The following is a 24,426-nucleotide window of genomic DNA, read 5'->3' as shown; positions in this document are numbered from 1 at the left end:
AGTTAAAAGGCGCTAAGCCTCTCCCTTTTAGGCGGTAGCTGCAGCTGCTGCCTGCGCGGCGTCCGGCAGGGCCGAGAAGATGAGGTCCATAGCGGCGTCATCGTGGGAAGCCGAGAGGAACCACGCTTCAAAAGCACTGGGCGGCAGGTAGACACCGGAGTTCAGCATGGAGTGGAAGAAGGCGTTGTAGCGGAAGGTCTGCGACGCCTTAATATCAGCGTAGTTATGTACCCCCGCCTGGCTAGTTCCGAAAGCAACCGAGAAGAGGTTGCCAGCAGTCTGGATGGAATGATCCACGCCCGCTGCATCAAAGGCGCTCTTCAGCTCGGCCTGCAACTGGGCTGAACGCTGGTCGATAGCTCGATAGACACTGGCGTCCGCTGCCTTGAGGGTTGCCAGACCAGCTGCCATAGCGATGGGGTTACCCGAGAGGGTGCCCGCCTGGTAGACGGGGCCGGTGGGTGCCAGGTACTCCATGACCTGACGCTTGCCGCCCAGAGCAGCCATCGGCATACCGCCGCCAATGACCTTGCCGAAGGTGAAGAGGTCGGGGACCCAGTTGCCACCCTCTGGGGCAGCGAAGCCCCAGTAACCGGCAGATGAAACACGGAAACCGGTCAGCACCTCATCAAAGATAAAAAGGGCTCCGTTCTCCTTGGTGACCTGGCTCAGGAATTTATTGAACCCGGGAGCAGGAGGAACCACACCCATGTTGCAGGGAGCAGCCTCGGTGATGATAGCTGCAATCTCACCGGGGTGGGCTGCGAAAGCCGCGCGTACAGCGTCCTCATCGTTGTAGGGCAGGACGATGGTCTCGGCCGCCGTAGCTGCGGTGACCCCCGCAGAACCGGGCAGGGAGAGAGTGGCAACACCCGAGCCAGCCTCAGAGAGCAGGGCATCCACGTGGCCATGGTAGCAGCCTGCGAACTTAATGATCTTGTCGCGGCCGGTGTAACCGCGTGCTAGGCGAATGGCGGTCATGGTTGCCTCGGTACCGGTAGAGACCATACGGATCTGGTCGATGGCTCCAGGAATAGCGGCATTGATACGGTCCACTACCAGTTCAGCCAGTTCGGTTTCAGCAACAGTGGAGGCGCCAAAGGAGAGCCCGTGTTCAACGGCAGCGTGTACAGCCTCAATCACGCCGGGGTGCTTGTGGCCCAGGAGTGCCGGACCCCAGGAGCAGACCAGGTCAACATAGCTGCGACCGTCTGCATCGGTTAGGTAGGGGCCTTGGGCTTCCACCATGAAGGCGGGGGTGCCGCCCACAGAGTTGAAGGCACGTACCGGGGAGTTAACACCGCCAGGAATAACCTTGGCGGAGCGGGCGAAGAGATCTTCTGAAACAGTCATGGTAGGGAACCTTTCAGTGGTACAGCAGGTGATATACCTGCCCAGAGGTCAAGAGAAAATGAGAGGTTAGCGCTGGTTGAGCCAGCCGGCAGCTTCGGTGGCGTAGTAAGTCAAAATCATGGTTGCACCGGCGCGGTGGATGCCGGTCAGCGCTTCAAGGGCAACTGCCTTACGGTCAATCCAGCCCTGAGCTGCAGCTGCCTCGATCATGGCGTACTCGCCACTGACGTGGTAAGCGGCAACCGGAACAGGTGAAAAATCGGTAATCTCGCGGATAATATCCAGGTAGGCAGTGGCAGGTTTGACCATGACCATATCTGCGCCCTCTTCAATATCAAGAGCAGCCTCATAGAGAGATTCACGGCGATTGGCGGGGTCCTGCTGATAGGTTTTACGGTCACCGGTGAAGGTTGACCCCACGGCATCGCGGAATGGGCCAAAGAAAGCTGAAGCGTACTTGGCAGAGTAGGCAAGGATAGAAACATGGCTGTACCCGGCATCATCCAGTGCCGCCCGCATGGCAGCGATCTGGCCATCCATCATGCCCGAGGGGCTGACGGTGTGAGCACCGGCTTTTGCCTGGGAGATAGCCATCTTGCAATAGGCTTCCACCGCGGCGTCATTATCGACAGAGACCACACCGAAATCATCGGTTGATAGCGGGCCACAGTGGCCGTGGTCGGTGAACTCATCCAGGCAGGTATCAGCAATGATGACGATCTGCTCACCAAATTCCTGGCGGATGGCAGCAATGGCGCGGTTGAGAATCCCGTCCTCTGCCCAGGCCACTGAGCCGGCGGCGTCCTTGTCTTCGTCCTTGGGCACACCGAAAAGGTCAATAGCAGCAACGCCGGCGTCAATGGCTTTTTGAACCTCCGGCAGAACAGAATCTAGGGTGTGCTGGTACTGGCCGGGCATGGAAGCAATTTCTACGGGCGAGTCGATGCCGTCGCGCACAAAGAGCACCTGAATCAGGTTGGCAGGTGCCAGGCGGGTCTCAGCGGTCAGCGCTCGCATGGGGCCGCTGGTGCGTAGGCGGCGGGGGCGCACGGGCACGTCAAGAGTCGGGTTTGAGAACATTGTTGGTCCTTTAGATCATTCTGAGGAGTGGAGAAGGTCAGCTACCGCGGCGGCCAGGTCAGCCGGGGCCGGGGTGGTTGCTGCAGAAATTTTTGCGGGCCGGACGCTGGTAGGCATCTCCCGGGCAGCAGCTCCGGTAGCTGCCCCAATAGTGACAGTGGGTGGCAGCTGCCCTGAATAGCCTTCAGCCAAGGTAGAAAGAATCAGCGGTGAGGTAGCTACCAGGACATCAGCCGAGGCCAAAGCGTCCCGGGCGGCATCCAGGTCAAGAGCCGCAGCGTCCTCTTCTGTGCGCTCCACTAGGGGCTGGTGCGCCGGATAGGTCTGCATGTCATAGACGCCCAGGGTTAGGGCGGTGTAGCCATAGTCGGTGAGACCTGCTTCTAGGGTGGGTGAGGCGGTTAGCCCCTGCACCAGCAACACGGTTACTTCGGTAGGGTCTTCCCATTCTTCGTCCAGGGGCCACTCGGCCACCATGCCCACCGCAGACTGCTCTTCTGGCACAAAATCGACCAGTACACCCAAGGCTTCTAACGCCTTGCCGGTGGCGGTGCCCACGGCGGCGACCTGAGCAGCGCCCAGCAATTCAACGGTGCTCTGCCCCAGCTCTGCAGCCAGAGCATCAAAAGCAAGAACCCCGTTGACTGAAGTGAAGGTGACCCAGCTGTATTCACCACGAATCAGCGAGAAGGCGGTGGCGTCCCAGTCTTCGGGGGTTACCGCGACCGCTTCAAGCACCGGAGCGCAAGCGACAGTAGTGCCGGGCAATATTTCCTGAAGTTCTTGGACGAAGCTTCCGGCCTTGCGGGGAAAGCGGGTGAAAAGAAGGTGCGTCATAGTCTTTACTCTACCTAGTTCCCAAAAGCAGTTTCGAGCCCGGCCAGGCTGGCTGCTCCTTGCTCCAAAAGCTGCTCAGCGGCGCGGACGCCCAGCGCAGCCGCCGCTTCAAGGGTGAGCTGGTCGGTGGTGAGGCTCTGACGCAGGGTCTCTGAACCATTGGTAGCTGCCACACAGATATCAAGGGTGAGCTGGTCATCCTTGATATAGGCGTAGGCACCAATGGGGGCGGCACAACCTGCTTCAAGACGGCGAAGTAGAGCGCGTTCAGCGGTGACCGCCAGGCGGGTTGGTAGGTGATCCACTGCTGTGACGGCCGCACCCAGAGGTGTAGGCTCACCGCCCAGTTCACCTTCACGAACTTCAAGTGCCAGCGAGCCCTGACCCGGGGCAGGAACTACCCGATCAGTAGGCAGGTACTCGGTGATGGTTTCTTCTAGACTCAGGCGCTTAAGCCCCGAAGCTGCCAGGATGACCGCATCGCAGTCGCCCGTTATCGCACCCAGTTTCTTCTCACCGTGCAGGCCGGCACCACCAACCCCGTAGGCTTCGTTACCGGTCACACGTGCCAGGCGGGTGCCCACATTACCGCGAATATCAACGATGGTTAGATCAGGGCGCAGGGCCAAGAGCTGGGCGGCACGGCGCGGTGAACCGGTGCCCACGCGGGCACCGAGCGGCAGGGTGTCCAGAGTCAGACCGTCACGGGCACAGAGGGCATCACGGGGGTCTTCACGCTCAGGGGTAGCTCCAATAACCAATCCCGGACAGGGCGCACTGGGTAGGTCCTTGAGGGAGTGGACTGCTAGATCCACGACTCCTTCCAATAGGCGGGTGCGCAAGGTGGCAGCGAAGACTCCGGTGCCTCCCATCTGCGACAGCGGCCCGGTGAGTACATCGCCTTCGGTTTTAACGGTGACCATACCCAACTCAAAACCGCCGGCTTCTGCCACGGAATCTGCCGCCATTTTGCTCTGCGTCATCGCCAGAGCTGAGCCGCGGGTGCCAACAGTGTAAGGTGCTTTCGCTACCATGTACCTTCGTCCTTAGGTTTAAGCGTCAGTGCGCCCCGGCAAGGGAGGCCGGGGCGCTGTGCTGCCGTTTTAGCGGGTTCCGCCGGTGGTGTCACCGGCGTAATCAGCGATGCGTGCCTTATCTGAGCCGGGGCGCAGAGACTTGCAGCAGTCCGGGTTACAGGCGTCAAACCAGCCCTTGCCGCCGCACACTCCCCCACGATTGGCTTCAAGTTCAGCCGGGTCGGTAGAAGAAGCTGTTTCAGCCACGCGCTCGGCAATGAGCTGACGCAGAGACTCCACGTACTCAGGGTGCACACCGGGGGTGGGTGTTCTGGTTGCCACAAAGCCCAGGCGGTCACAGGTATCCAGAGCCTCGGTGTCCAAATCCCACTTAACTTCCATGTGATCTGAAACGAAGCCCAGGGGCACCAGAACTACACCGTCAACAGCTCCCTCGATAGCTTCAAGAGCGTCATTCACATCGGGTTCTAGCCAGGGCATGCTGGGTGGACCAGAGCGTGACTGGTAAACCAGCTCCCATTCCACGTCATCGAGCAGAGCGGGGTCTACAGCCTCTACACGGGTGAGGACGGCACGGGCTGCCTGCAGGTGCTTCTCAACGTAGGCGCTGCCACCTTCGTAGTCCACACCGCGCGGGCCAGCTTCATTCGCTGCGCTGGTGGGCACCGAGTGGGTGCAGAACATGATGCGGATCTTGCCGTTACCCGCGGCCTTCTGCTCGGCTTCGGAGAGACGAGTACGTACGTCCTTCAGACCAAGAACCAGACCATCAGCAAAGGACTGGATAAAGCCAGGGGAATCGAAAAACTGACGCACCTTTCCGATGTTCAATTTGCCTTCCAGACCCAGCTTCTCAAGAGCCATGCCGTAGTCCTCGCGGTACTGGCGGCAGGAGGAATAACCGGGGTAGGCGCTGGTAGCCAGCACCAGAATATTGCGCTTGCCCTCGTCGTAAGCATTTTGCACCACGTCACTGACGTAGGGTTCCCAGTTGCGGTTAGCCCAGGTGATAGGAATATTCGGGCCCTTTTCGGCCAGAGCTTCTTGCAGGGCAGCCAGCAGGGCACGGTTTTGGGCGTTGATAGGTGACACTCCACCGTTGGCACGGTAATGGGTCGCAACCTCTTCCAGACGCTCGTCAGGGATGCCGCGACCGGCCGTGACATTGCGCAGGAAGGGAATCACATCCTCCTGGCCCTCGGGCCCGCCGAAGGAGGAGAGGATGACCAGGTCATAGTCCTGGGGTGCTTCAGAGCGCGGGCGTGTCAGGTTTTCTTCACCGTGAAAATCAGCGATGGTGGCCTCATCGAGGCGGTCTGGTCCGTTGGAGGCGGTGTTGTTGGGGTCCGTGACATTGGGGCGGACGTCGTTAGGTATAGCAGTCATTAGGCAAGTACCTCAGCGACCTCGGCGGCAGGGATGCGGCGGCCTGTGTAAAAGGGAATCTCTTCACGAATGTAATGGCGGGCTTCGGTGTTACGGAAGGAGCGCATAATATCCACGATTAGCACCAGCTCGGGAGCTTCCAATGCGATGAGCCATTCGTAGTCGTTGAGACCAAAAGTAGCGATGGTGTTGGGCAGAACTTCAGGGAAGTCAATACCCTTGAAACCGTGATTCTTCATGATTTCGCGGCGCTTTTCGGGGTTCATGGTGTACCAGTCAAAGCTGCGCACAAAGGGATAAACGCAAATCCAGGCTTCGGGTTCAATACCCTTAGCAAAAGTGGGAGTGTGGTTAGCAACGAACTCAGCGTCGCGGTGCAGACCCATAGTAGACCAGACAATTTTGGTACCGCTGAAGGCTTCGGTGCGGCGCAGGGTACGGATGGCTGCCTGCAGGTCCTCGGGCACAGCACCGTGCACCCAGACCATCACGTCGGCGTCGTTGCGCATCGCTGAGACATCGTAGAAACCGCGAACGGTGACATCAGAAGCTTCGAGCTCTGCTACTGCTTTTTCGAGTTCAGCGGTTGCCTCTGCGCCCCTTGCGTTAGGGCTGGCAACGCCTTCGCGGGCGAAGATGGTGTAGAGGGCGTAATGGAACTGGGTATCGCCTTCGGCAACTTCGCCGGGGCGCTGGCCCTGAATCTTGCCGTTGGCATCCTTAGCGGTGGGGCGGGCTGCAGCTGCGTGGCTGTAGCCGCCTGCACCATGGGCAGAACCGTGGGATGAGGTGGGATGTGACATGGGTTTTCTTCCTTCACCGTGGGGTTATGGTGTGATGAATCCTAGGGTTGATCTAGAGGTTTGAATTACGTTGCATAAAACGCTGGATGTGCGGGGCGGTGTCCGTGACGATAGCGACCAGGCCGGTGCCTGCCACCCAGGCTCCAACAGCGGTGGCTCCATCCAAATCTTCAAGGGCCGAGCGGAAAGCTGCGACGCCCTGACTGTGCCCGGGTCCGGTGGAGGGTAGCGCCGTACGCCAGCGCACCACATCAGCGGCAACCAACGATGACTTGCTCAGGGGCACGCCCAGCAGACGCCCTGCGTCATGCAGGCCCAAAGTGACCAACTGGTCATCGTGCAGGGCAAGGTCGGAGAGCGGTGAGTTCTCCTGGCCAGCACGGCCGTAGGACAACCGGATGACGTGGCGCCCCTCCCCAGCCCTGTCGGCAACCCAGCTCCATTTGGCAGTGGCGTGGGTCAGTGCCTTGGCACGGACGCCGGTGGCCTGCTCGCTCACCAGAAGGCCGGTACCACGGGGGTTGGCGTCCAGTGCTGGAGCGTCCAGCACAAGGGAGACCAGGGCAACCTCTGGGCCCGGTTTCACAGCAGGCAGGGCGCTAGCTGGCAGGTAGGGGCCCAGTAGGCGCACAGCGGTTTGGGCGTCTGTGGCGACGACCAGAAGGTCAGCAGAAATAACGGCTGCCCGCTCACCACTGTGGGGCTGGCGCTGGATAGCGGTCCAGCGGCCATCCGAGGGATCGCGGTCAACGGCAATAGTGTCGAACCCGCTGACTAGCCTCACTCTAAGATTGAGCAATTCATCGACCAGTGCCTCGGATAGCCGGTTCATGCCGCCCTCAATGCCAGCGACCTGCGAGCCAGCCGGTGAAGCAGCCCGCTGAGCAGCAGAGGCAGCGGCCAGAGAGCCGTACTGGGCCAGACCGTCCAATAGGCGCGGAGCAATGGTGGCAATTTCGAGTTTGTCAGGGTGGGTTGAAAAGACACCCGATACGACGGGGGTAACCAGCTGATTGAGCACCTGCTGGCCCATGCGCACTCGGACGAGTTCGCCCAGGGTTTTTGCCGTAGAACCAGCCGAGCGAGGTAGCACCTTATCTAGGGTGGCTCGGCGGTAGCCTCTACGCCCCAAAATCTGTTTGAGAGCTGGGTCATCAAAGCTTCCGGGGATACCCAGCACACCGGTGGACGGTGAGCGGAAGGCGCCTTCAGGCAGGTAGAGCCAGGATCCCAAGGGGTTGGGCTGCACGATTTGGTCTTCAAGCCCCAGTTCACCCAGTAGGTTGGTGACCACCGGGGTGCGGGTGGCAAAGGACTCTGCACCGGAGTCCAGCACCAGCCCAGCGAGCTGATGCGAACCTACCGCACCGCCCAGAGGCTCCTCGCGTTCAACCAGGGTGACTCTTTTACCCGCACGCGCTAGCTCGCGCGCAGCAAGAAGACCCGAAATACCGCCACCGATAACGAGTGCGGTCTCCGCCTGTGAAGCTCCGGTTGCCATAGGCTTTCTACCTAGCCTTTACGAGTTTGGGTATGGATGTAGTCCACCAGGGCGGTGAGCACGGTGGGGTCAGTGGTCGGTGGTACGCCGTGGCCCAGGTTGACGACATGGGCCGGTGCGGATCGTCCTTGCTCCAGTACCGCGTCGGTGTGGGCGGCAAGCGCCTCCCAGCCCGAGGCAAGCAGCGCTGGATCAATGTTGCCCTGCAGTACGATGCCGCCGCCCAGACGCTCCTGGGCTACGGATAGGGGCAGACGGTAGTCCACGCCAATCACATCAGCACCAGCTTCTAGCAGGGCGGGCAGTAGTTCAGCGGTACCGGTACCAAAGTGGATGCGGGGCACACCGTAATGCTCAACAGCTGAGAGGACGGCGGCAGAATGGGGTTGCACGAAGCGGCGGTAGTCAGCCTCGCCCAGGGAGCCTGCCCAGGAGTCGAAGAGCTGCACCGCTGATGCGCCAGCTTCAATCTGAGCTGCCAGGAACTGGGCACTGGTGCGTGCTGCCCAGGCTGCCAGGGCGTCCCAGGCTTCCGGGTCTGCGTGCATCATGGTGCGGGGGCGCAAATGGTCGCGGGAAGGGCCACCTTCCACCATGTAGGCGGCTACGGTGAAGGGTGCGCCAGCAAAACCGATGAGCGGGGTGGATCCTAGCTCTTTGACGGTCAGGGCAACAGCTTCGCGGATGGGGTCTAGGGCTGAGTCCTCAAGTTCCGGCAGGTTCTTGATCTCTTCCATGGTGCGTACGGGGGCGTCCAGCACCGGGCCGCGGCCAGGAACGATATCAACGTTGACCCCAGCAAGCTTCATGGGGATGACGATGTCAGAGAAGAAAATACCCGCGTCCACCTTGTGTCGCCGAACGGGCTGCACCGTAATTTCGGCAGCCAGTGCGGGTGTGAGGCAGGCATCCAGCATGGGGATCCCTTCACGAACCTCGCGGTATTCCGGCAGAGAGCGACCAGCCTGACGCATGAACCAGACCGGGGCATGGTCAGCCGGGCGCCCGGTGAGAGTGCGAATCATGGCGGATTCGCCGGTATTCGCAGTTTTGAGGGGGTGGTTGGCAGGAAGGTGCGCAAGCTGCTCATCGGTGAGCAGGGCACGCTGCCTGAGGGGAGGGCTCTGGTTCATACTCATACACACTATTGTGCCAATTAAAATAAAAAATTTTAGAGACAGGGTGTCGCTGAAGTAAACCTCGAGATGTATGACCCGGCTACCACCAGAAAAAATGTACCTTTAAGGTCAGATTCGCTACGCCGCGAAATGCAGCCTTGCCAAGCCCCAGTGCCCACGCTTGGCACCTACCAGCGTCACCTTAGTGACACCCTGTCAACGATTTCAAACAAGTTTTTGTTTATTATTAAGAACGTTGTGACTATTTTTAGCCTCGTTGCATCGCACCGCACTGTAGACCTCACCACCATCGCTCATCTCAGCGAGGGTGTTCAAGACCTGCCCTCCCACCTTGTCAGCAAAGGCATTCAAGGCGAGGTTATTTTGTCTACCTGCAACCGTCTAGAAATTTACGTTGAACTAGCTAGCAAGCCGGGGGCGACCCAGCAAAACATTCATAACGATGTAGCTCTCACTTCAGAAAAGATTTTCGAAATGGTTTCAGCACGCTCTGGTCTTAGCTATGACATTGTTGAGAGCAGCTTTGATGTTTTCATTAATTCGGATGCCGCCCATCACCTTTTCACGGTTGCTTCTGGGCTGGAATCTGCGGTTGTGGGGGAGCGGGAAATTACCGGCCAGGTGCGTCGTGCTCTTTCTTTGGCGCAAGAAAAGGGGCGGGCAACCGGCAACCTGGTTCGGCTTTTTGATCACGGGGCTGCTACAGCACGTAAAGTTGGTCAGCGCACCATGCTGGGTTCTCGTGGCCGGTCGATTGTTTCTGTCGCTCTAGATATTTCTGATGACATTACCGAGAAGACCTGGGCTACTCGCACCGCGCTGGTTTTTGGCACGGGCGCCTATGCCGGTGCGACTATTGCCGCACTGCATGAGCGTGGATGTACCGATATTTGGGTTTATTCTCGCAGTGACCGCGCAGCTTCTTTTGCGGACAAGAGAGGCGCTCAAGCGGTGTCCCACGGTAGCCTCTATTCCTCTATGGAAAAGGCCGACATTATCATTGGTTGCTCTGGCGCTTCCTCCCCCATGCTGCCCATCGAAATCCCCGAAGGTAAGCGCGTCATCCTTGATCTAGCACTGTCTAGGGACTTCGCCCCAGAGGTGGCCGATTTACCCAACGTCGAACTCATTACCCTGGAGTCGGTACGCATAGCCTCACCGGAAGAAACCGTGGAGTCAGTGCATACTGCCCGCACAATTGTGGACGAAGAAGCTGCTGAATTCAGGGTCAAAGAGAAGGCACGCAATGTGGACGCTGCTATTGTTGCTCTCAGGCAGCACACCATGAGCGTTCTCGATGCAGAACTAGCTAAAGTTCATCATCAATACGGGTGCACGGCGGCCACCGAAGAACTCGAATTTGCCATGCGCCGTATGGTTAAATCACTTTTGCACACCCCCACCGTGCGAGCTAGGGAACTAGCCCGTGACGGCAGGATTGATGACTACGTATCCGCCCTCGAGGCGCTGTATGGCATCGAAGTGCAGGAACAAATCCAAGATCCGGCCCTTTCGCAAGATGACGCTTCATAACCTGGAGCCGTACGCAGGGGTTAGATTCATGGCTTCACTAGCAAGACCCCATCCCTACATCTAAGGTTTATCTCCAGATGAGCTCTCACCTTGTAGTAGCACCCAATGCACCAGAAGGCTCCAACGATGCGTTTGTTGTGTCCCGCCTACCTAAGGATTTGCGGAGGCAGCAGCTCATCAATAACGCAGTACGGATTTTTGCTGCCCAAGGCTACCACTACACCACTATGGATCACATTGCTAACGCCTCAAATGTGAGCAAACCGGTGCTGTACCAGCATTTTACGGGTAAACGTAATCTCTACCTGGCGGCGCTTGATGAAGAAATCAAGAATATGTTGGAGCTCGTCATCGCGCCCCTGCATCAATCGGAGGTCAATAGGGAGCGCGTTGAGGGGGTTATCAGCGCTTTCTTTACGTATGCCCGCACTAACGTTGCCGGCTACCGCCTGATTTTTGCATCAGATATCCACAACGACTTTGCGGTGCTTGAACGCATCGAAAATTTGCATACCCTCATTGCAGAACATATCGCCGGGATCCTAGCGCCCAATGCTGGCCTATCCTTTAAGGAAGCAATGCTGACTGCCCGCATGCTGACCGGTATGGTACTTTCCTCAACACAGGTCGTGATCGACAATGGCAGCTCTGATGAAGCACTTGCAGCAGCCGAAAGGGCCACCTTCCGCCTTGCCTGGGGTGGCATTTCAATCATCGACGAGGACTGGGAATAAACAAGTCTAAAGACCGGTTTCGCCTGTTACGAACATAGGACGCCGAGGAGCCTGAGAACTAGTGCGCTCACGTACACTGGGGTAAAGCTTGGCACGGTTTCATCGTGCCCTACCGTATTGAGGGAGTTTCTCGTGGAAATCAAAATTGGCGTGCTGAATGTGCCCACCCAGGTTGTTGTCGACTCGGATGAAACCGCTGCTGACATCAAGGCTAAAGTGGCAGACGCCTTGGCTCAGGGCAGCATTCTTGAACTGACTGACTCCAAGGGTGCAACCACCCTGGTACCAGCAGCTCAAATTGGCTTCGTTGAAATCGGCGCTGAGTCCAAGCGTCGCATCGGCTTCGGCATCGGCGTGGGCGAATAACTCTCCCACGCTTCAGGGCAGGTGGGTGAGTCGCAGGTGACTCACCCACCTGCCCTGTCTTTATGCCTTTTTGCCGGTAGAATGAAAAAGTTATTTGGTTGCCCGGTCGTGAACCTCACCTATCAACACCTGAACAAAGTTCTCCCGCACCGTTTGTGCGGTCGATTGAACGAGACTAACCTGCGATCGGCTTCCCCATTGCCGCACCTCGCTGCGGCACCATCTAAGGAAAACGATTCTTGACAGAAAATTTTGAAACGGTCACCACCGACAGCCGCACTTTTGCCGATTACGGCGTTCGCCAGGACATCAGCGATGCTTTGGCAGAAAAGGGTATCACCACTCCTTTCCCAATTCAGGCTCTGACCCTTCCCGTTGCTCTTTCGGGGCATGACATCATCGGCCAAGCTAAGACCGGCACCGGTAAGACTCTCGGCTTTGGTCTACCTGCGATTCAGTCCGTCGTCGGTCGTGAGGACGAAGCGTGGGCGTCTTTGAAGACCCCAGGAGCACCCCAGGCGCTCATTATCGTCCCTACCCGTGAACTTGCGATTCAGGTGGGCAACGACCTCTCCGTCGCAGCGACTAAGCGCAACGCCCGCGTCGCTACCCTCTACGGTGGCCGTCCTTACGAAAGCCAGGTTAAAGAACTTGAAGCAGGTGTTGAGGTCATCGTTGGCACCCCGGGGCGTCTCATTGACCTGCAACGCCAGCACTTTTTGAACCTTTCTCAGGTCAAAATTGTGGTGCTCGATGAGGCCGACGAAATGCTAGACCTGGGCTTCTTGCCCGATGTTGAAAAGCTGCTTTCCCTGATTCCCGAAAAGCGCCAGACCATGCTCTTCTCGGCTACCATGCCCGGTGCCGTGCTGACCATGGCGCGCCGCTACATGAGCCGTCCCATGCACATTCGTGCTGAAAGTGGCGAGGACGAAACCGCCACCAAGGCTTCTATCCGCCAGGTTATTTACCGTGCCCATCCCATGGACAAGGACGAGCTGGTCGGCCGCGTCCTGCGTGCCGAAGGCCGAGGGCGCACCATCATCTTCACCAAGACCAAGCGCAGCGCCGCCCGCCTTTCAGAGGAACTCATGGGCCGCGGGTTCGCAGCTGGCGCTATCCACGGCGACCTCAACCAGGGCGCTCGCGAACAGGCGCTGCGCGCCTTCCGTAACGGCAAGGTTGATATTCTGGTCGCCACCGACGTGGCAGCGCGCGGCATCGACGTTGAGGACGTTACCCACGTCATCAATTTCCAGTGCCCTGAAGACGAAAAAACCTACCTGCACCGTGTAGGCCGCACCGGCCGTGCGGGCAACACCGGTACCGCTGTCACCCTGGTGGACTGGGAAGATGTACCCCGCTGGAAGCTCATCAATGCTGCCCTAGAGCTGGGTGTTGATGACCCGGTAGAAACCTATTCTTCTTCCCCCCACCTCTTCGCTGACCTGGGCATCGAGAAGGGCACCAAGGGCAAGCTTCCCAAGAGTGAGCAGACTGCTGCCGGTCTGGATGCTGAAGAGGCAGAGAATTACGGGGAGGGCCACGAACACCGTAGCCCTCGCGGAGGTAATGAGCGGCGCCGTTCCAATAGTCGCGAAGGCAACCGTAATCGCGGTGAGGGCCGTGGCCGTCGCTCCGGTGCTCGCGATGGCTCACGTGAACGCTCATCGGAAGGTGTCGAGCGCACCGTGGATAAGCCCCAGGGTGAGCGTCGCCGCCGCACCCGTCAGGGCGATGGTAGCGCTGAGCGTACCCCGAGGGAAAAGTCAGTGGAGAAGAGTGGGGAGGGCACCCGCCGTCGTCGCCGCCGCACTCCCCGCGCAGAAAACTAAATTAATTTAATCTAAAGGGCTATGGCTGGGTTGGTCAGAAAGAAAATTTCTTTCTGACCAACCCAGCCATATTTCTTAGGCAGGAAGGTTTACCCACCGGGTAAACAAGTGCCCCCCCGGTAATGATTAAGGGGTCGGGCTAGCGGGTTTCGCGTGCCTGGCCCTCGGCATAGCCGGCGGCGGACTGGATGCCTACGGTGGCGCGCTCAGCGAATTGTGCGATGCTTGAGGCGCCGGCGTAGGTGAAGGAGGATCGGACGCCGGAGATGATGGAATCGATTTGGTCTTCAACCCCGCCCTTGCCCTGGGGAAGGTAGATGCGGGCTGATGAGATTCCTTCTTCGAACATTTCGCGGCGGGCTTTTTCAAAGGCTTCGGTTTGGGCGTTGCGGTTGGTGACGGCGCGACGGGATGCCATGCCGAAAGATTCCTTGTAGAGACGGCCGTCGGCGTCCTGCAGAACGTCACCGGGTGACTCGTAGGTGCCGGCGAACCAGGAGCCAATCATAACGTTGGAGGCACCTGCTGCTAGGGCTAGGGCCACGTCGCGGGGGTCTTTGACGCCGCCGTCTGCCCAGATATGGATGCCCAGTTTTTTGGCCTCGGCTGCACATTCAAGCACGGCTGAGAATTGGGGGCGGCCTACGCCGGTCTGCATGCGGGTGGTGCACATGGCGCCGGGGCCAACGCCGACCTTGATGATGTCAGCGCCTGCTTCAGCAAGGTCACGAACGCCAGCAGCGGTGACGACGTTGCCAGCGACGACGGGCACCTGCGGGTTGAGAGCCTTCACCTTTTTGAGGGCTTCAATCATGCTTTCCTGGTGGCCGTGGGCGGTGTCTACCACCAGCACGTCGGCACCGGCGTCCAGGAGCGTGCGGGCACGGCCGGCTACATCGCCGTTAATTCCGATAGCGACCCCGATGCGCAGGCGGCCCTGGTCATCGGTGGCGGGGGTGTAGAGGCTGGCGCGCAGTGCTGCTGCGCGGGTGAGAACACCTACCAGGTTGCCCTGCGCGTCCACAACGGGTGCTACCTTACGGGAGTGCTGGTGCAGAATCTCGAAGGCTTCCTGGGGGCTGACGGTGTCGGGAAGGGTCAGCAGCTCGGTGGACATGACGTTTTCCACCTGGTCGAAGTTATCGCAGCCGCGCAGGTCTTTTGCGGTGACAACACCCATGGGTTGCTCTCCGTCCATGACGAAGGCAGCTCCGTGGGCGCGTTTGGGCAAAAGGTGGCGCACATAGCCAGCAGTGTGGTGGGGTTTGACCGTGATGGGAGTTTCGAAGAGCAGGTGGGCGTTCTTCACCCGAGCGATGGTCTCAGCCACAATGTCGGCGGGAACATCCTGAGGGATGATGGCGATTCCACCGCGGCGGGCAACAGTTTCTGCCATGCGTCGGCCTGAAACGGCGGTCATGTTGGCAACGACCAGAGGGATGGTAGTGCCGGTGCCGTCAGCGGTTGCAAGGTCAACACCCATACGTGAGCCTACAGACGAGTGAGAGGGCACCATAAAAACGTCGTTGTAGGTCAGATCGGTGGAGGGAGTCATATCGTTCAGGAACTTCATGTAACCTAGCTTACGGGGACAAACAGGAGCGCGCACATTCCTCTTTCTTCTACTTAGCTCATAGCCGAATACTGATTGCACGGCGGGCTGGATGAAGCAGATGGAGGTGATGGGGTCGCTCCAAAGTCGGGAATTTTTGCCAAGAGCGCTCGAAGGCGCAGACGGTTCTATAGGCTTTGACATAAGCCCTCCCCCGACTGAAAGGCACTTCACTGTGAGCACCCTCGAGAACCTCCTGGTCCCCGCTGCTGATGATCCTAACTGGTGGCGTCAAGCCACCGTCTACCAAATTTACCCCCGCTCATTTGCCGATGGCGACGGTAACTCGATCGGTGATCTAAAGGGCATCACCAGCCGGGTTCCCTACCTCAAGAAGTTGGGTGTAGACGCTGTCTGGCTGTCGCCCTTCTACCCCTCCCAGCTGGCAGATGGTGGCTACGATGTGGACGATTTCCGCAATGTTGACCCCAAAATCGGCAGCCTGGAGGATTTTGATGAGATGTCTGGGGTTCTGCACGAGGCCGGTATCAAGCTCATTGTGGATGTGGTGCCAAACCACAGCTCAGACCAGCATGTCTGGTTCAAAGCAGCTCTAGCCGCAGGCCCCGGTTCACCCGAGCGTGACCGTTACATCTTCCGTGATGGCTCGGGCGAACAGGGTGAGCTACCGCCCTCAGATTGGGAATCAATTTTTGGTGGTCCAGCCTGGGAACAGGTCGGGGACGGCCAATGGTATCTGCATATCTTTGCCAAGGAACAGCCCGACCTGAACTGGCGCAACCCCGAGGTACACCAGGACTTCCTGGACACCTTCCGCTTCTGGGCAGATCGGGGGGTTGATGGTTTCCGCATTGACGTCGCCCACGGCCTCGCTAAGGGTGACATGTGGGGCGAGTTGCCCAGCGAAGCAGAACTGCAGAAACTGCCTAAGGACGGAACTCACCCTATTTGGGATCGCGACGAGGTCCAAGAGATTTACCGCGAATGGCGAACCGTTTTCAACGAGTACACCCCGCCACGCACTGCCGTTGCTGAGGCTTGGGTAGAGCGAGACCGCCGCCCCGCTTACGCCAGCCCCGAGGGTTTGGGACAGGCTTTTAACTTTGATTTGCTCACCGCTCACTTTGATGCTGACGAGTTCAAAAAGATCGTGACCGAGAACCTGGAGCTGTCTGCTGAGTCCGGCTCATCCAGCACCTGGGTGCTCTCAAACCACGACGTGGTGCGGCACCCCAGCCGCTACGGCCTGCCTTTTGTCGAAGGGAAGACCAACGAGAAGGTGGGCCACGAGTGGCTACTCGCCGGTGGCCCCGAAAGTCAGCTGGATCGTGCCCTAGGTTTGGCCCGTGCGCGTGCAGCCACCCTCTTCGAACTCGCTTTGCCGGGCTCAGCTTACCTCTACCAGGGTGAAGAACTCGGTTTGCACGAGGTTGCCGACATCCCCGATAGCCAGCGTCAGGACCCCACCTTCTTCAACTCCCCCGGGGTCAATGTTGGCCGCGACGGCTGCCGGGTGCCCCTGCCCTGGAAGAGCCACGGAAGCTCCTACGGCTTCGGCCCCGGCACTGCACACCTACCACAGCCCACCTGGTTTGCTGACGTTGCAGTGAGCCTGCAGGATGCCGACCCCAGCTCAACACTCAACCTCTACCGGGCAGCGCTGACAGCCCGCCGCAAGCTCCAGGGGGCTGAAGAAATAGAGTGGCTGGAGACAGACTCTGAGCAGGTACTCGCCTTCCGCCGCCCCTCCGGCTGGGTTAACGTCACTAACTTCGGCGACCAGACCATTGAGCTTCCGGCAGGTCAGCTGGTTCTAGCCTCAGCGGAGCTAGTAGACGGCCAGCTACCCGGCCCAGCGACCGCTTGGCTCCAGCAGTAAACAGAGAATAAACGTCCTGTCTAGGGACAGCTCAGCGGCAGAAGGTAAGAATCTAACGCGCCTGCTCGCGGATCCGGGCAACGGTTTCGCCGTCAGTCGTGTTCTCACCCAGACGGTTAGGTTTGCCTGCGCCGTGGTAGTCGGATGAGCCGGTGACCAGCAGGTCGTGTTCTTTAGCTACCTGTAGTAGCCAGGCGCGGTCTTCAGGACCGTTGTCCCGGTGGTAAATCTCTAGCCCAGCAAGACCGGCGTCTATCATGGCAAAGATCAGCTCTTCAGACGCTACCCACCCTCGGGCTACCGCCCGGGGGTGAGCCATGACAGGAACTCCCCCGGCGGCTCGCACTAAGCTAACCGCCTGTACAGGGTCCACCGCGTAGTGAGGCACATAGTATTTGGAGCGGGCCGTCAAAATGGTTTCAAAGGCCTCGGACCGGTTAGCTACCACTCCGGCAGCTACCAGTGCATCTGCAATGTGCGGGCGTCCCACGGTAGCCCCTTCATGGGTATGATCTTGAACCGCCTCCCAGGTGAGCGGATAGTCCTCTGCCAGAAGTTGCACCATGCGCTGGGCTCTTCCCACCCGCGACTCCCTGGCCCTAGAAATTTCAGCCAGCAGAGCGGTGTCCAGAGGATCATGCATATACGACAGGAGGTGGACGCTGACTCCCTGGCCGGAACACGAGACCTCCATACCGGGCAAAAAATCCAACCCAAAGTGTTCTGCCAGCTGCCCAGCGCGCTGCCACCCGACGGTGGTGTCGTGGTCGGTGAGGGCGAAACCGGTCAGCCCGGTGGTAGCGATTTCACCGACTAACTCATCCAAGCTCTGGGTGCCGTCAGAAATCTGTGAGTGGGTGTGGAGGTCGTACATACCCTCTACTGTACCGAGCACCCAAGCGGGTGCGAAACCATAGGTTAGAGTGGAGATATGACCACTTCTGAACATACAGCAGGCTCTGAACAGCCCATCGAAGAGCGCGTAAATAACCGCTCAGCAGCACCTTCTTCCAAAGCCTTTATTGATTTCATGGCAGTCAATTGGGCACCGGCAGACACCGAGCTACCCGCGCGCTCCACCGTCGCGGACTTTTCCGCTCAACGCCGTGCCGCTATCTCAGCGATGTTCCCCGGCGAACGGCTGGTTCTCCCAGCTGGCCCGCTGAAGGTGCGTTCCAATGACACCGACTACCGGTTCCGCCCCCACTCAGCTTTCGCTCACCAGACCGGGTTAGGCTTGGATCACGAACCGGATGCCGTGCTGGTCTTTGAGCCGGTTGAAGAAGGCACCGGTGATAACGGGTCTGACCATGAAGCGACCCTCTACTTCCGCCCTCTGGCGGGCCGGGACACCGAGCAGTTCTATAAGGACCCGCGTTACGGTGAGTTCTGGGTAGGAGCCCGCCCCACCCTTGAGGCTTTGTCAGCCGAGTACGGTATTGCAACCGCTGACCTGTCCGAACTTGAAGTTGCAATCACCAAGAACGCTGGTAACCAGGCGCTGGGCGGCATTCGTATCCGCCTAGTCCGCGATGTTGACCTCAACGTGGATGCCCTGGTCGATACCTCCCGCTACAACACCGCCGTCGATTTAGAAGAATCTGACAAGCTGGACGCTGTGCTTACCGAGGCGCTGTCAGAGGCACGTCTGGTCAAGGACAGCATTGAGGTAGAGAACCTACGCCGCTCGGTAGCGAACACCATTGACGGTTTCGCAGAGGTCATCAAAGCTCTACCTGCTGCCCGCGACCACCACCGCGGCGAGCGCATCATCGAAACCGCTTTCTTTGCCAAGGCCCGTTCTGAAGGCAACGACTTAGGCTACGACACCATTGCCGCCTGCGGTAACAACGCCACTGTTTTGCACTGGATCCGTAACAACGGCACCGTCGAAGACGGCAAACTCATGCTGGTGGACGCCGGTGTTGAAGATGACACCCTCTACACTGCAGATATCACCCGTACCTTCCCCGTCAACGGTAAGTTCACCGAGGTTCAGGCTAAGGCGTACAGCATTGTCTTGGAAGCATCAGAGGCCGCTTTTAAAGCAGCTGTTCCTGGTGCCCGTTTCAAGGATATTCACGCCGCAACTATGCAGGTGCTGGCGAGCCGTCTTGAGGAGTGGGGTTTGCTGCCCGTCACGGCTGAAGTTTCCCTGTCAGAAGAAGGCGGGCACCACCGCCGCTGGATGCCCCACGGCACCAGCCACCACCTGGGCCTAGATGTGCATGACTGCGCCCAGGCAAAGCGTGAGCTCTACATGGACGGCGTACTAGGACCCGGCATGGTATTCACCATTGAACCCGGTCTTTACTTCAAGGAAGAGGATCTAGGGATCCCAGCGGAGCTACGTGGCATCGGCATCCGTATTGAGGATGACGTGCTCGTCACCGAAAACGGCAACGAGAACCTTTCGGCCGCCCTGCCCCGCACGGTAGAGGGCATTGAGGATTGGATGGCTCAGCTCAGTAGCTAGCCCCAGCCTAGAACCAAGAAACCCCTCGCGAGTTACTACTCGTGAGGGGCTTTGTGTTGGGAGTGCACGCGCTAACGGGCGGCACAGGGGCGGTGTTTACCAGCAGATTGACGGCGGCATCCTAGCTTTCTGGGCTGCCCTCGTCCTTTTTCGGTGCAGGAGCGGGTGCCTGGCGAATGGTTTTCTCAAACTCTGCCTCATCCTCCACGCGGATCCCGTAGCGTGACTCGCTCTGCTGGGCACGTACCTGCTCCACCCGTTCATTGGTGGTGGCGGGAGCGGGCTGCTCACGAATCTGTTGCTCAAACTGCTGAGGGTTGTCGATACGCAGACCGAACTTACCGGCGGCTCTTGACCCGTCCTTGTTGGTTTCAGCCGGTGGGGTAAAAACCGGAGTGGGCGCTTCGACCTGTCCGTGAGCAGGCTGAGGTGCTGCTAGTGAGCCCGCGGGCACGGAAGTGGCGTGAGGGTGCTGGGCTGGTGCTACCGGCTGCCCAGGAGCTTGGTCGTGAGGTGCCTGCTGATGGGGCATCTGCTGGTGGTGATGCTGGGCGGGCTGGTGAGGGTGGCCCTGCAGAGGAACGCGCAGCAGATGACGCGCGGCGGCAGCTTTAGCGGGGATAGCCATGAGGTCTAGGCGAGTCGGCAGCATCTGGGTGCGGGTGCGAATCCCCTTTCCCTTAGCTCGGGAAGCAACCAGGATGGACCAGATGATGCAGAAGGCAATCGCCAGTGGAACGATGCTCAGAATGTTGGCGAGCATGGAGGTTTGGGTAAGAATCGAGTTGAAAACACCTACCATGATGCCTAGCATGATGCCCTGTAGTGCACCGTTCAGGGCGGCTCGGGGGTAGGTTGCCTGGCCGGTGACGTAGTCTACCTGCTTGACGTCATGACCCACGATGAAGAGGCTGTGCACGGGGAACTTTTGGCTTGCCAGAAATTCGACCGCCTTGTTAAGTTCTTTGCGGTCAGAAAAAGTTGCCACAAGTTCACCGGGCGGGATGTTCGAGCCGTCTGCCATGGTGAGGGCCGGGGGTGCTTTCAGTTGGTCCATTCCCCCATTTTCTCTTACTCTGCTGACAGCTTGCTGGATGGGCGGTGCTTTATCGCCCCTGGTGAACGCAGAGGTGCTCCTGGTCGGGACGAGAGCACTGGCGCCCTTACTGCCTCGGAAAGAAGAAAGGACGGCTGTCACAGCGGGTGCGGCGTAGCGGGGCGTTGTAAAGGCTAGTACCCTTAGAAACTGTGAGTACTGCACCGAATAAGATTTTTATTGCCCGCCTTCTTGGTCTGGATGTCTTTGACCCGCACGGTGACCGTTTAGGCCGCTTGCGGGATGTTGTGGTGCTTAAACACGGTTTCACGCAGTTCTCAGCGGTGGGTTCCCTGGGCAAGCTCAAAGAGCCGGTGGTTGTGGGTATCGTAATTGAGATTTTGGGCAAAAAACGTATTTTTGTGCCCATGACGCGCGTGACCAGCATCGATTCCACCCAAATTATTCTGACGGGTCTGGTGAACCTGCGCCGTTTTGAGCAACGCGGTTCAGAAGCCCTGGTCGTCGGTGAACTTTTTGACCGTAAGGTGCAGTTGCGGGACGGCTCTGGCAGAGCCCAGATTGAGGACGTTGCGATGGAGCAACGCCGCAATGGTGACTGGTTCATCTCTGAACTTTTCGTCTCCCGCGGGCACAATACGCTGATGCGCCGCCGTAAAGAAACACTCATTATCGACTGGCATGAAGCTATCCTTTCCACCGATTTTGAGCCCCAGGCAGCCACTGCATTCGTGGCAAGCCATGAGGACTCCAACCCCGCTGACCTTGCGGATGCCATCCACGAGATGAACAAAAAGCGCAAGGTAGAGGTAGCCCAAGAGCTACAAGATGAACGCCTAGCGGACGTCTTGCAGGAGCTACCCGAGGACGATCAGGTAGAGATTCTCTCCCACCTTGAGGTAGAGCGCGCGGTCAACGTGCTGGAAGAAATGGAACCCGATGACGCCGCTGACTTGCTCAGCGAACTCTCTGATCAGCAGCGTGAAGAGTTGCTGACCCTCATGGACCCGGACGATTCCGATGACGTGCGCCGTCTGCTCGAATATGAGGAGGGCACCGCCGGTTCGTTGATGAACCCCGTACCTATTGTGCTCTCCCCCGAAGCTACTGTTGCCGAGGCACTAGCGCACATTCGCCAAGAGGAAATTTCCCCTGCCTTGGCCGCTGCCGTTATGGTGGCGCGTCCACCCCTAGAGACTCCCACTGGCAAGTACCTGGGTCTGGTGCATATGCAGCGTTTGTTGCGCCATTCCCCCAGCGAGCAGGTGGGCAACATTTTGGATACTTCAATTGAGGCAGTCAACGATGCCGCCAGCATCGAGGAAGTCTCCCGTGTGCTGGCAACCTATGACCTTACCATCGTGCCGGTAGTTAACGAGTTTGACCGCCTGGTCGGAGCTGTCACGGTGGATGACGTGCTCGATGAGATGCTGCCCGATGACTGGCGCACCTATGATGATGGGACTCCGATCCGAAAGGTAGGCCGACGCTTTGAGTGATGCACGCCCTTCGCTAGATACCGCGCAGACTCTGGGCACCCCCCAAGAGAAAAAGCGGCGCAGGTTCTTCTTGGCCAACCCCAATCCGGATGCCTTCGGTCAGATGACCGAAAAAATTGCCCGTTTCATGGGCACCCCGCAGTTCCTACTGTGGATGACCGTTTTCTGTGCCGTCTGGTTGGGCTGGAATACCCTGGCACCCGAGGAAATGCAGTTTGACCCTCGGGCACTGAACTTCACCCTGCTCACCCTCATGCTCTCCCTGCAGGCCTCCTATGCCGCGCCTCTGCTGCTTCTAGCGCAGAACCGGCAGGACGACCGCGACCGCGTGGTCTCTAAACAGGACCGCCAGCGCGACCAGCAGAACCTGGAAGAAACTGAGTACCTGACCCGCGAAATTGCTTCCCTGCGCATCACTTTGCGTGAGGTAGCCACCCGCGACTTCGTGCGCAGTGAAATGCGAGATTTGATGGACGAAATTCAAGAGGTTCAAAAACGCCAGGAAGAGCTCTTTGCCCGCGCTGAGCATCTGGCACGCGGCCTGGATGAGAGCGACCACGAAATGGAGCTCCCGGACTTTGACCCCAACTCAGCCAACCCTTCAACCAGCGCTTTTGACTTGCTGAGTGAACACCGCCCTAAGAACCGTAAGAAGAAGATGGTGAAGGATATCGACGGCTCACCTGAGTAGTCGGCCCCGTAAACATGACTGAACAGACCCCCGATACCTCTCTTAACAGCGCTCTAGCCACGGTCATTGACCCGGAGCTGCGTCTACCCATCACCGAGCTGGGTATGGTGGAAACTTCCCAGGTGGATGGCACCACCGCCCGAGTAAAAATCCTGCTCACCATCGAGGGGTGCCCGCTCAAGAACACCATCGAAGCGGACGTGCGGGAAGCCGTTGGTCGGGTTGCCGAGATAGAGCACCTGGATCTTGAAATCGGTTATATGAGTGCCGACCAGCGTTCCGAATTGCGTCAGCGTCTGGGGCATACCAAAGCTAACCCTTTTATCGCGCCGGAATCCCTCACCCGCGTTTTTGCTGTCGCCTCCGGCAAGGGCGGTGTTGGTAAATCCTCAGCAACCGCCAACCTGGCAGCAGCCTTTGCCTCGGCCGGGCTGAGCGTCGGCATCATCGACGCCGATGTGCACGGTTTCTCTATCCCCGGCCTACTGGGCTTGGTCGAAGGTCCCACCCGCATGGATGACATGATCATCCCCCCGGTCGTTGAAGCACCCACCGGCAACGGTCATATCAAAGTCATCTCAATCGGCATGTTCGTAGCCGCAGATCAACCGGTGGCCTGGCGTGGCCCCATGCTTCACCGAGCCCTGGAACAGTTCTTGACTGACGTCCATTTCGGCGCTCTGGACGTCCTTCTCCTGGACCTGCCTCCCGGCACCGGGGATGTCGCCATCTCGATGGCACAGCTACTCCCCCATGCAGAAATCCTGCTGGTTTCAACCCCGCAGCATGCCGCTGTGGACGTTGCCCAGCGCGCTGGTACCCTCAGCCTTCAAACCCAGCAGAAAGTGACCGGCGTTATCGAGAACATGGCAGCTATGACCCTGCCCGATGGCTCCACTATGGCTCTTTTCGGTGAGGGCGGCGGCCAAATCCTGGTTGATTCCCTGGGCAAAGCCCTGGGCTACCCCGTGCCGCTCCTGGGATCTATCCCCTTGGATATGGCACTGCGCGAGGGCGGGGACGCTGGTACCCCGGTGGTCTGGTCGGCACCAGAAACTAAGGCAGCAGCTGTCTTCACCGATATCGCAACTCAGCTAACACACCGCCCCCGCGGGCTGGCCGGGAAGCCCCTGCCCTTCAACGTCTAACAGTATTATTTAGGGTTCTTGCTCTGTTGGTGCTCGCTAGCGATGTCCATCCCTGGTGAATACTTGTTTTTTGCAGAAGGAAAGGGCCCGCACCTTCTTGGTGCGGGCCCTTCTTCTAAAGAGTGAGGGGATTAGGTTGCCTCGGAGTCAAAGGGTGCCCAGGCGCCGCGGGGCAAGCGGGAGGTCACCGATGCGGCTGGTGCGGCCTGAGCCCTAGCCTCAAGTTCTTTGCGGCGCTCTTCCTCGTCCTCAGCGAAAGCCTCACGCACAATCACGCGGGGGTCATACTGGCGAGGGTCATACTGGCGCCAGTTGATGTCGCCCAAATCAGGGCCGAGAGTTTCCTTGAGGTCGTCCTTAGCGTCAAAGGCAATGCGGCGTATTTGCTTGACGAAATCTTTGAGTTGCTGGGCGTATTCGGGCATGCGTTCAGGCCCGATGACTACAAACACCAGGATCGCCAGGACGATGAACTCGAGACCACTAATTCCAAACACAT

Annotated in this window: 21 protein-coding genes; 9 read left to right on the top strand and 12 right to left on the bottom strand. The window is 58.9% G+C overall.

All coding sequences use genetic code 11. The features are described from left to right. Positions 1 to 27: 27 nt before the first annotated feature. From hemL to hemE, 8 genes are all read right to left on the bottom strand, one after another. Positions 28 to 1,353, bottom strand: a complete 1,326-nt coding sequence (gene hemL, locus ABD982_RS03285) for a glutamate-1-semialdehyde 2,1-aminomutase (protein ID WP_345444704.1) — start codon at positions 1,351 to 1,353, stop codon at positions 28 to 30. Between the two features lie 66 nt (positions 1,354 to 1,419). Further along, positions 1,420 to 2,433: a porphobilinogen synthase gene (hemB, locus tag ABD982_RS03280; protein WP_345444701.1), complete on the bottom strand. Its 1,014-nt coding sequence runs from the start codon at positions 2,431 to 2,433 to the stop codon at positions 1,420 to 1,422. Positions 2,434 to 2,448: 15 nt separating this feature from the next. Continuing rightward, complete coding sequence (locus ABD982_RS03275) at positions 2,449 to 3,270, bottom strand: uroporphyrinogen-III synthase (protein WP_345444698.1); 822 nt, start codon at positions 3,268 to 3,270, stop codon at positions 2,449 to 2,451. Between the two features lie 14 nt (positions 3,271 to 3,284). Then, on the bottom strand, positions 3,285 to 4,304 hold the full coding sequence (gene hemC / locus ABD982_RS03270) for a hydroxymethylbilane synthase (RefSeq protein ID WP_251379099.1): 1,020 nt from the start codon (positions 4,302 to 4,304) through the stop codon (positions 3,285 to 3,287). A gap of 69 nt (positions 4,305 to 4,373) precedes the next feature. After that, complete coding sequence (locus tag ABD982_RS03265) at positions 4,374 to 5,693, bottom strand: ferrochelatase (protein ID WP_345444693.1); 1,320 nt, start codon at positions 5,691 to 5,693, stop codon at positions 4,374 to 4,376. Continuing rightward, the gene (gene hemQ / locus ABD982_RS03260; protein ID WP_345444690.1) at positions 5,693 to 6,496 is read right to left on the bottom strand and encodes a hydrogen peroxide-dependent heme synthase; all 804 of its coding nucleotides are present in this window, start codon (positions 6,494 to 6,496) and stop codon (positions 5,693 to 5,695) included. Before hemQ ends, ABD982_RS03265 begins: the two co-directional genes overlap by 1 nt. Before the next feature lie 52 nt (positions 6,497 to 6,548). Further along, on the bottom strand, positions 6,549 to 7,997 hold the full coding sequence (hemG, locus tag ABD982_RS03255; RefSeq protein ID WP_345444687.1) for a protoporphyrinogen oxidase: 1,449 nt from the start codon (positions 7,995 to 7,997) through the stop codon (positions 6,549 to 6,551). 11 nt (positions 7,998 to 8,008) lie between these two features. Then, the gene (gene hemE / locus ABD982_RS03250) at positions 8,009 to 9,130 is read right to left on the bottom strand and encodes a uroporphyrinogen decarboxylase (RefSeq protein ID WP_345445763.1); all 1,122 of its coding nucleotides are present in this window, start codon (positions 9,128 to 9,130) and stop codon (positions 8,009 to 8,011) included. Positions 9,131 to 9,373: 243 nt separating this feature from the next. Here hemE and ABD982_RS03245 point away from each other — a divergent pair, with 243 nt between their 5' ends. From ABD982_RS03245 to ABD982_RS03230, 4 genes are all read left to right on the top strand, one after another. Further along, positions 9,374 to 10,669: a glutamyl-tRNA reductase gene (locus tag ABD982_RS03245; protein WP_345444684.1), complete on the top strand. Its 1,296-nt coding sequence runs from the start codon at positions 9,374 to 9,376 to the stop codon at positions 10,667 to 10,669. A 77-nt stretch (positions 10,670 to 10,746) separates the two neighbouring features. Further along, positions 10,747 to 11,403: a TetR/AcrR family transcriptional regulator gene (locus tag ABD982_RS03240; protein ID WP_345444681.1), complete on the top strand. Its 657-nt coding sequence runs from the start codon at positions 10,747 to 10,749 to the stop codon at positions 11,401 to 11,403. Positions 11,404 to 11,535: 132 nt separating this feature from the next. Beyond that, positions 11,536 to 11,769: a DUF3107 domain-containing protein gene (locus ABD982_RS03235; protein ID WP_345444678.1), complete on the top strand. Its 234-nt coding sequence runs from the start codon at positions 11,536 to 11,538 to the stop codon at positions 11,767 to 11,769. Between the two features lie 239 nt (positions 11,770 to 12,008). Continuing rightward, entirely contained in the window at positions 12,009 to 13,604 is a 1,596-nt protein-coding gene (locus tag ABD982_RS03230; RefSeq protein WP_345444675.1) for a DEAD/DEAH box helicase, read from the top strand. Between the two features lie 139 nt (positions 13,605 to 13,743). Here the strand turns inward: ABD982_RS03230 and ABD982_RS03225 are convergent, their stop codons facing one another. Next, positions 13,744 to 15,177 (bottom strand): GuaB1 family IMP dehydrogenase-related protein, encoded by a 1,434-nt coding sequence (locus tag ABD982_RS03225; RefSeq protein ID WP_345444672.1) that lies wholly within the window; start codon positions 15,175 to 15,177, stop codon positions 13,744 to 13,746. A gap of 109 nt (positions 15,178 to 15,286) precedes the next feature. On the opposite strand from ABD982_RS03225, the gene ABD982_RS03220 reads away from it, so the two are divergent. Continuing rightward, the gene (locus ABD982_RS03220) at positions 15,287 to 17,056 is read left to right on the top strand and encodes a glycoside hydrolase family 13 protein (protein ID WP_425570005.1); all 1,770 of its coding nucleotides are present in this window, start codon (positions 15,287 to 15,289) and stop codon (positions 17,054 to 17,056) included. 52 nt (positions 17,057 to 17,108) lie between these two features. Here the strand turns inward: ABD982_RS03220 and ABD982_RS03215 are convergent, their stop codons facing one another. Further along, positions 17,109 to 17,930 (bottom strand): PHP domain-containing protein, encoded by an 822-nt coding sequence (locus ABD982_RS03215; protein ID WP_345444666.1) that lies wholly within the window; start codon positions 17,928 to 17,930, stop codon positions 17,109 to 17,111. Between the two features lie 57 nt (positions 17,931 to 17,987). Between ABD982_RS03215 and ABD982_RS03210 the strand changes: the two genes are divergently transcribed. After that, positions 17,988 to 19,532 carry an aminopeptidase P family protein gene (locus tag ABD982_RS03210; protein WP_345444663.1) on the top strand — a complete coding sequence of 515 codons (1,545 nt, stop codon included), beginning with the start codon at positions 17,988 to 17,990 and terminating at the stop codon, positions 19,530 to 19,532. A 121-nt stretch (positions 19,533 to 19,653) separates the two neighbouring features. On the opposite strand, the gene ABD982_RS03205 is transcribed toward ABD982_RS03210, so the two are convergent. Next, the gene (locus ABD982_RS03205) at positions 19,654 to 20,589 is read right to left on the bottom strand and encodes a YflT domain-containing protein (RefSeq protein WP_345444660.1); all 936 of its coding nucleotides are present in this window, start codon (positions 20,587 to 20,589) and stop codon (positions 19,654 to 19,656) included. 191 nt (positions 20,590 to 20,780) lie between these two features. On the opposite strand from ABD982_RS03205, the gene ABD982_RS03200 reads away from it, so the two are divergent. Genes ABD982_RS03200 through ABD982_RS03190 form a run of 3 tightly spaced genes read left to right on the top strand, consistent with a single transcriptional unit; the run spans position 20,781 to position 23,927 of the window. After that, positions 20,781 to 22,088 carry a magnesium transporter MgtE N-terminal domain-containing protein gene (locus ABD982_RS03200; RefSeq protein WP_251379113.1) on the top strand — a complete coding sequence of 436 codons (1,308 nt, stop codon included), beginning with the start codon at positions 20,781 to 20,783 and terminating at the stop codon, positions 22,086 to 22,088. Then, positions 22,081 to 22,779, top strand: coding sequence for a DUF1003 domain-containing protein (locus ABD982_RS03195; protein WP_409349928.1), 699 nt, complete (start codon positions 22,081 to 22,083; stop codon positions 22,777 to 22,779). Before ABD982_RS03200 ends, ABD982_RS03195 begins: the two co-directional genes overlap by 8 nt. 14 nt (positions 22,780 to 22,793) lie before the next feature. After that, complete coding sequence (locus ABD982_RS03190) at positions 22,794 to 23,927, top strand: P-loop NTPase (protein ID WP_345444654.1); 1,134 nt, start codon at positions 22,794 to 22,796, stop codon at positions 23,925 to 23,927. A 131-nt stretch (positions 23,928 to 24,058) separates the two neighbouring features. Here the strand turns inward: ABD982_RS03190 and ABD982_RS03185 are convergent, their stop codons facing one another. Then, complete coding sequence (locus tag ABD982_RS03185; RefSeq protein WP_345444651.1) at positions 24,059 to 24,424, bottom strand: twin-arginine translocase TatA/TatE family subunit; 366 nt, start codon at positions 24,422 to 24,424, stop codon at positions 24,059 to 24,061. Positions 24,425 to 24,426 lie beyond the last annotated feature (2 nt).

The sequence above is a fragment of the Rothia endophytica genome, assembly GCF_039543885.1.
GTDB lineage: Bacteria > Actinomycetota > Actinomycetes > Actinomycetales > Micrococcaceae > Rothia > Rothia endophytica.
This window is presented reverse-complemented; position numbering and strand designations above follow the sequence as displayed.

Excerpts from the sequence above, each read along its gene's own strand:
- hemL (WP_345444704.1), bottom strand. The coding sequence starts at position 1,353 with ATGACTGTTTCAGAAGATCTCTTCGCCCGCTCCGCCAAGGTTATTCCT.
- hemB (WP_345444701.1), bottom strand. The coding sequence starts at position 2,433 with ATGTTCTCAAACCCGACTCTTGACGTGCCCGTGCGCCCCCGCCGCCTA.
- ABD982_RS03275 (WP_345444698.1), bottom strand. The coding sequence starts at position 3,270 with ATGACGCACCTTCTTTTCACCCGCTTTCCCCGCAAGGCCGGAAGCTTC.
- hemC (WP_251379099.1), bottom strand. The coding sequence starts at position 4,304 with ATGGTAGCGAAAGCACCTTACACTGTTGGCACCCGCGGCTCAGCTCTG.
- ABD982_RS03265 (WP_345444693.1), bottom strand. The coding sequence starts at position 5,693 with ATGACTGCTATACCTAACGACGTCCGCCCCAATGTCACGGACCCCAAC.
- hemQ (WP_345444690.1), bottom strand. The coding sequence starts at position 6,496 with ATGTCACATCCCACCTCATCCCACGGTTCTGCCCATGGTGCAGGCGGC.
- hemG (WP_345444687.1), bottom strand. The coding sequence starts at position 7,997 with ATGGCAACCGGAGCTTCACAGGCGGAGACCGCACTCGTTATCGGTGGC.
- hemE (WP_345445763.1), bottom strand. The coding sequence starts at position 9,130 with ATGAACCAGAGCCCTCCCCTCAGGCAGCGTGCCCTGCTCACCGATGAG.
- ABD982_RS03240 (WP_345444681.1), top strand. The coding sequence starts at position 10,747 with ATGAGCTCTCACCTTGTAGTAGCACCCAATGCACCAGAAGGCTCCAAC.
- ABD982_RS03225 (WP_345444672.1), bottom strand. The coding sequence starts at position 15,177 with ATGAAGTTCCTGAACGATATGACTCCCTCCACCGATCTGACCTACAAC.
- ABD982_RS03220 (WP_425570005.1), top strand. The coding sequence starts at position 15,287 with ATGGGGTCGCTCCAAAGTCGGGAATTTTTGCCAAGAGCGCTCGAAGGC.
- ABD982_RS03215 (WP_345444666.1), bottom strand. The coding sequence starts at position 17,930 with ATGTACGACCTCCACACCCACTCACAGATTTCTGACGGCACCCAGAGC.
- ABD982_RS03210 (WP_345444663.1), top strand. The coding sequence starts at position 17,988 with ATGACCACTTCTGAACATACAGCAGGCTCTGAACAGCCCATCGAAGAG.
- ABD982_RS03205 (WP_345444660.1), bottom strand. The coding sequence starts at position 20,589 with ATGGACCAACTGAAAGCACCCCCGGCCCTCACCATGGCAGACGGCTCG.
- ABD982_RS03190 (WP_345444654.1), top strand. The coding sequence starts at position 22,794 with ATGACTGAACAGACCCCCGATACCTCTCTTAACAGCGCTCTAGCCACG.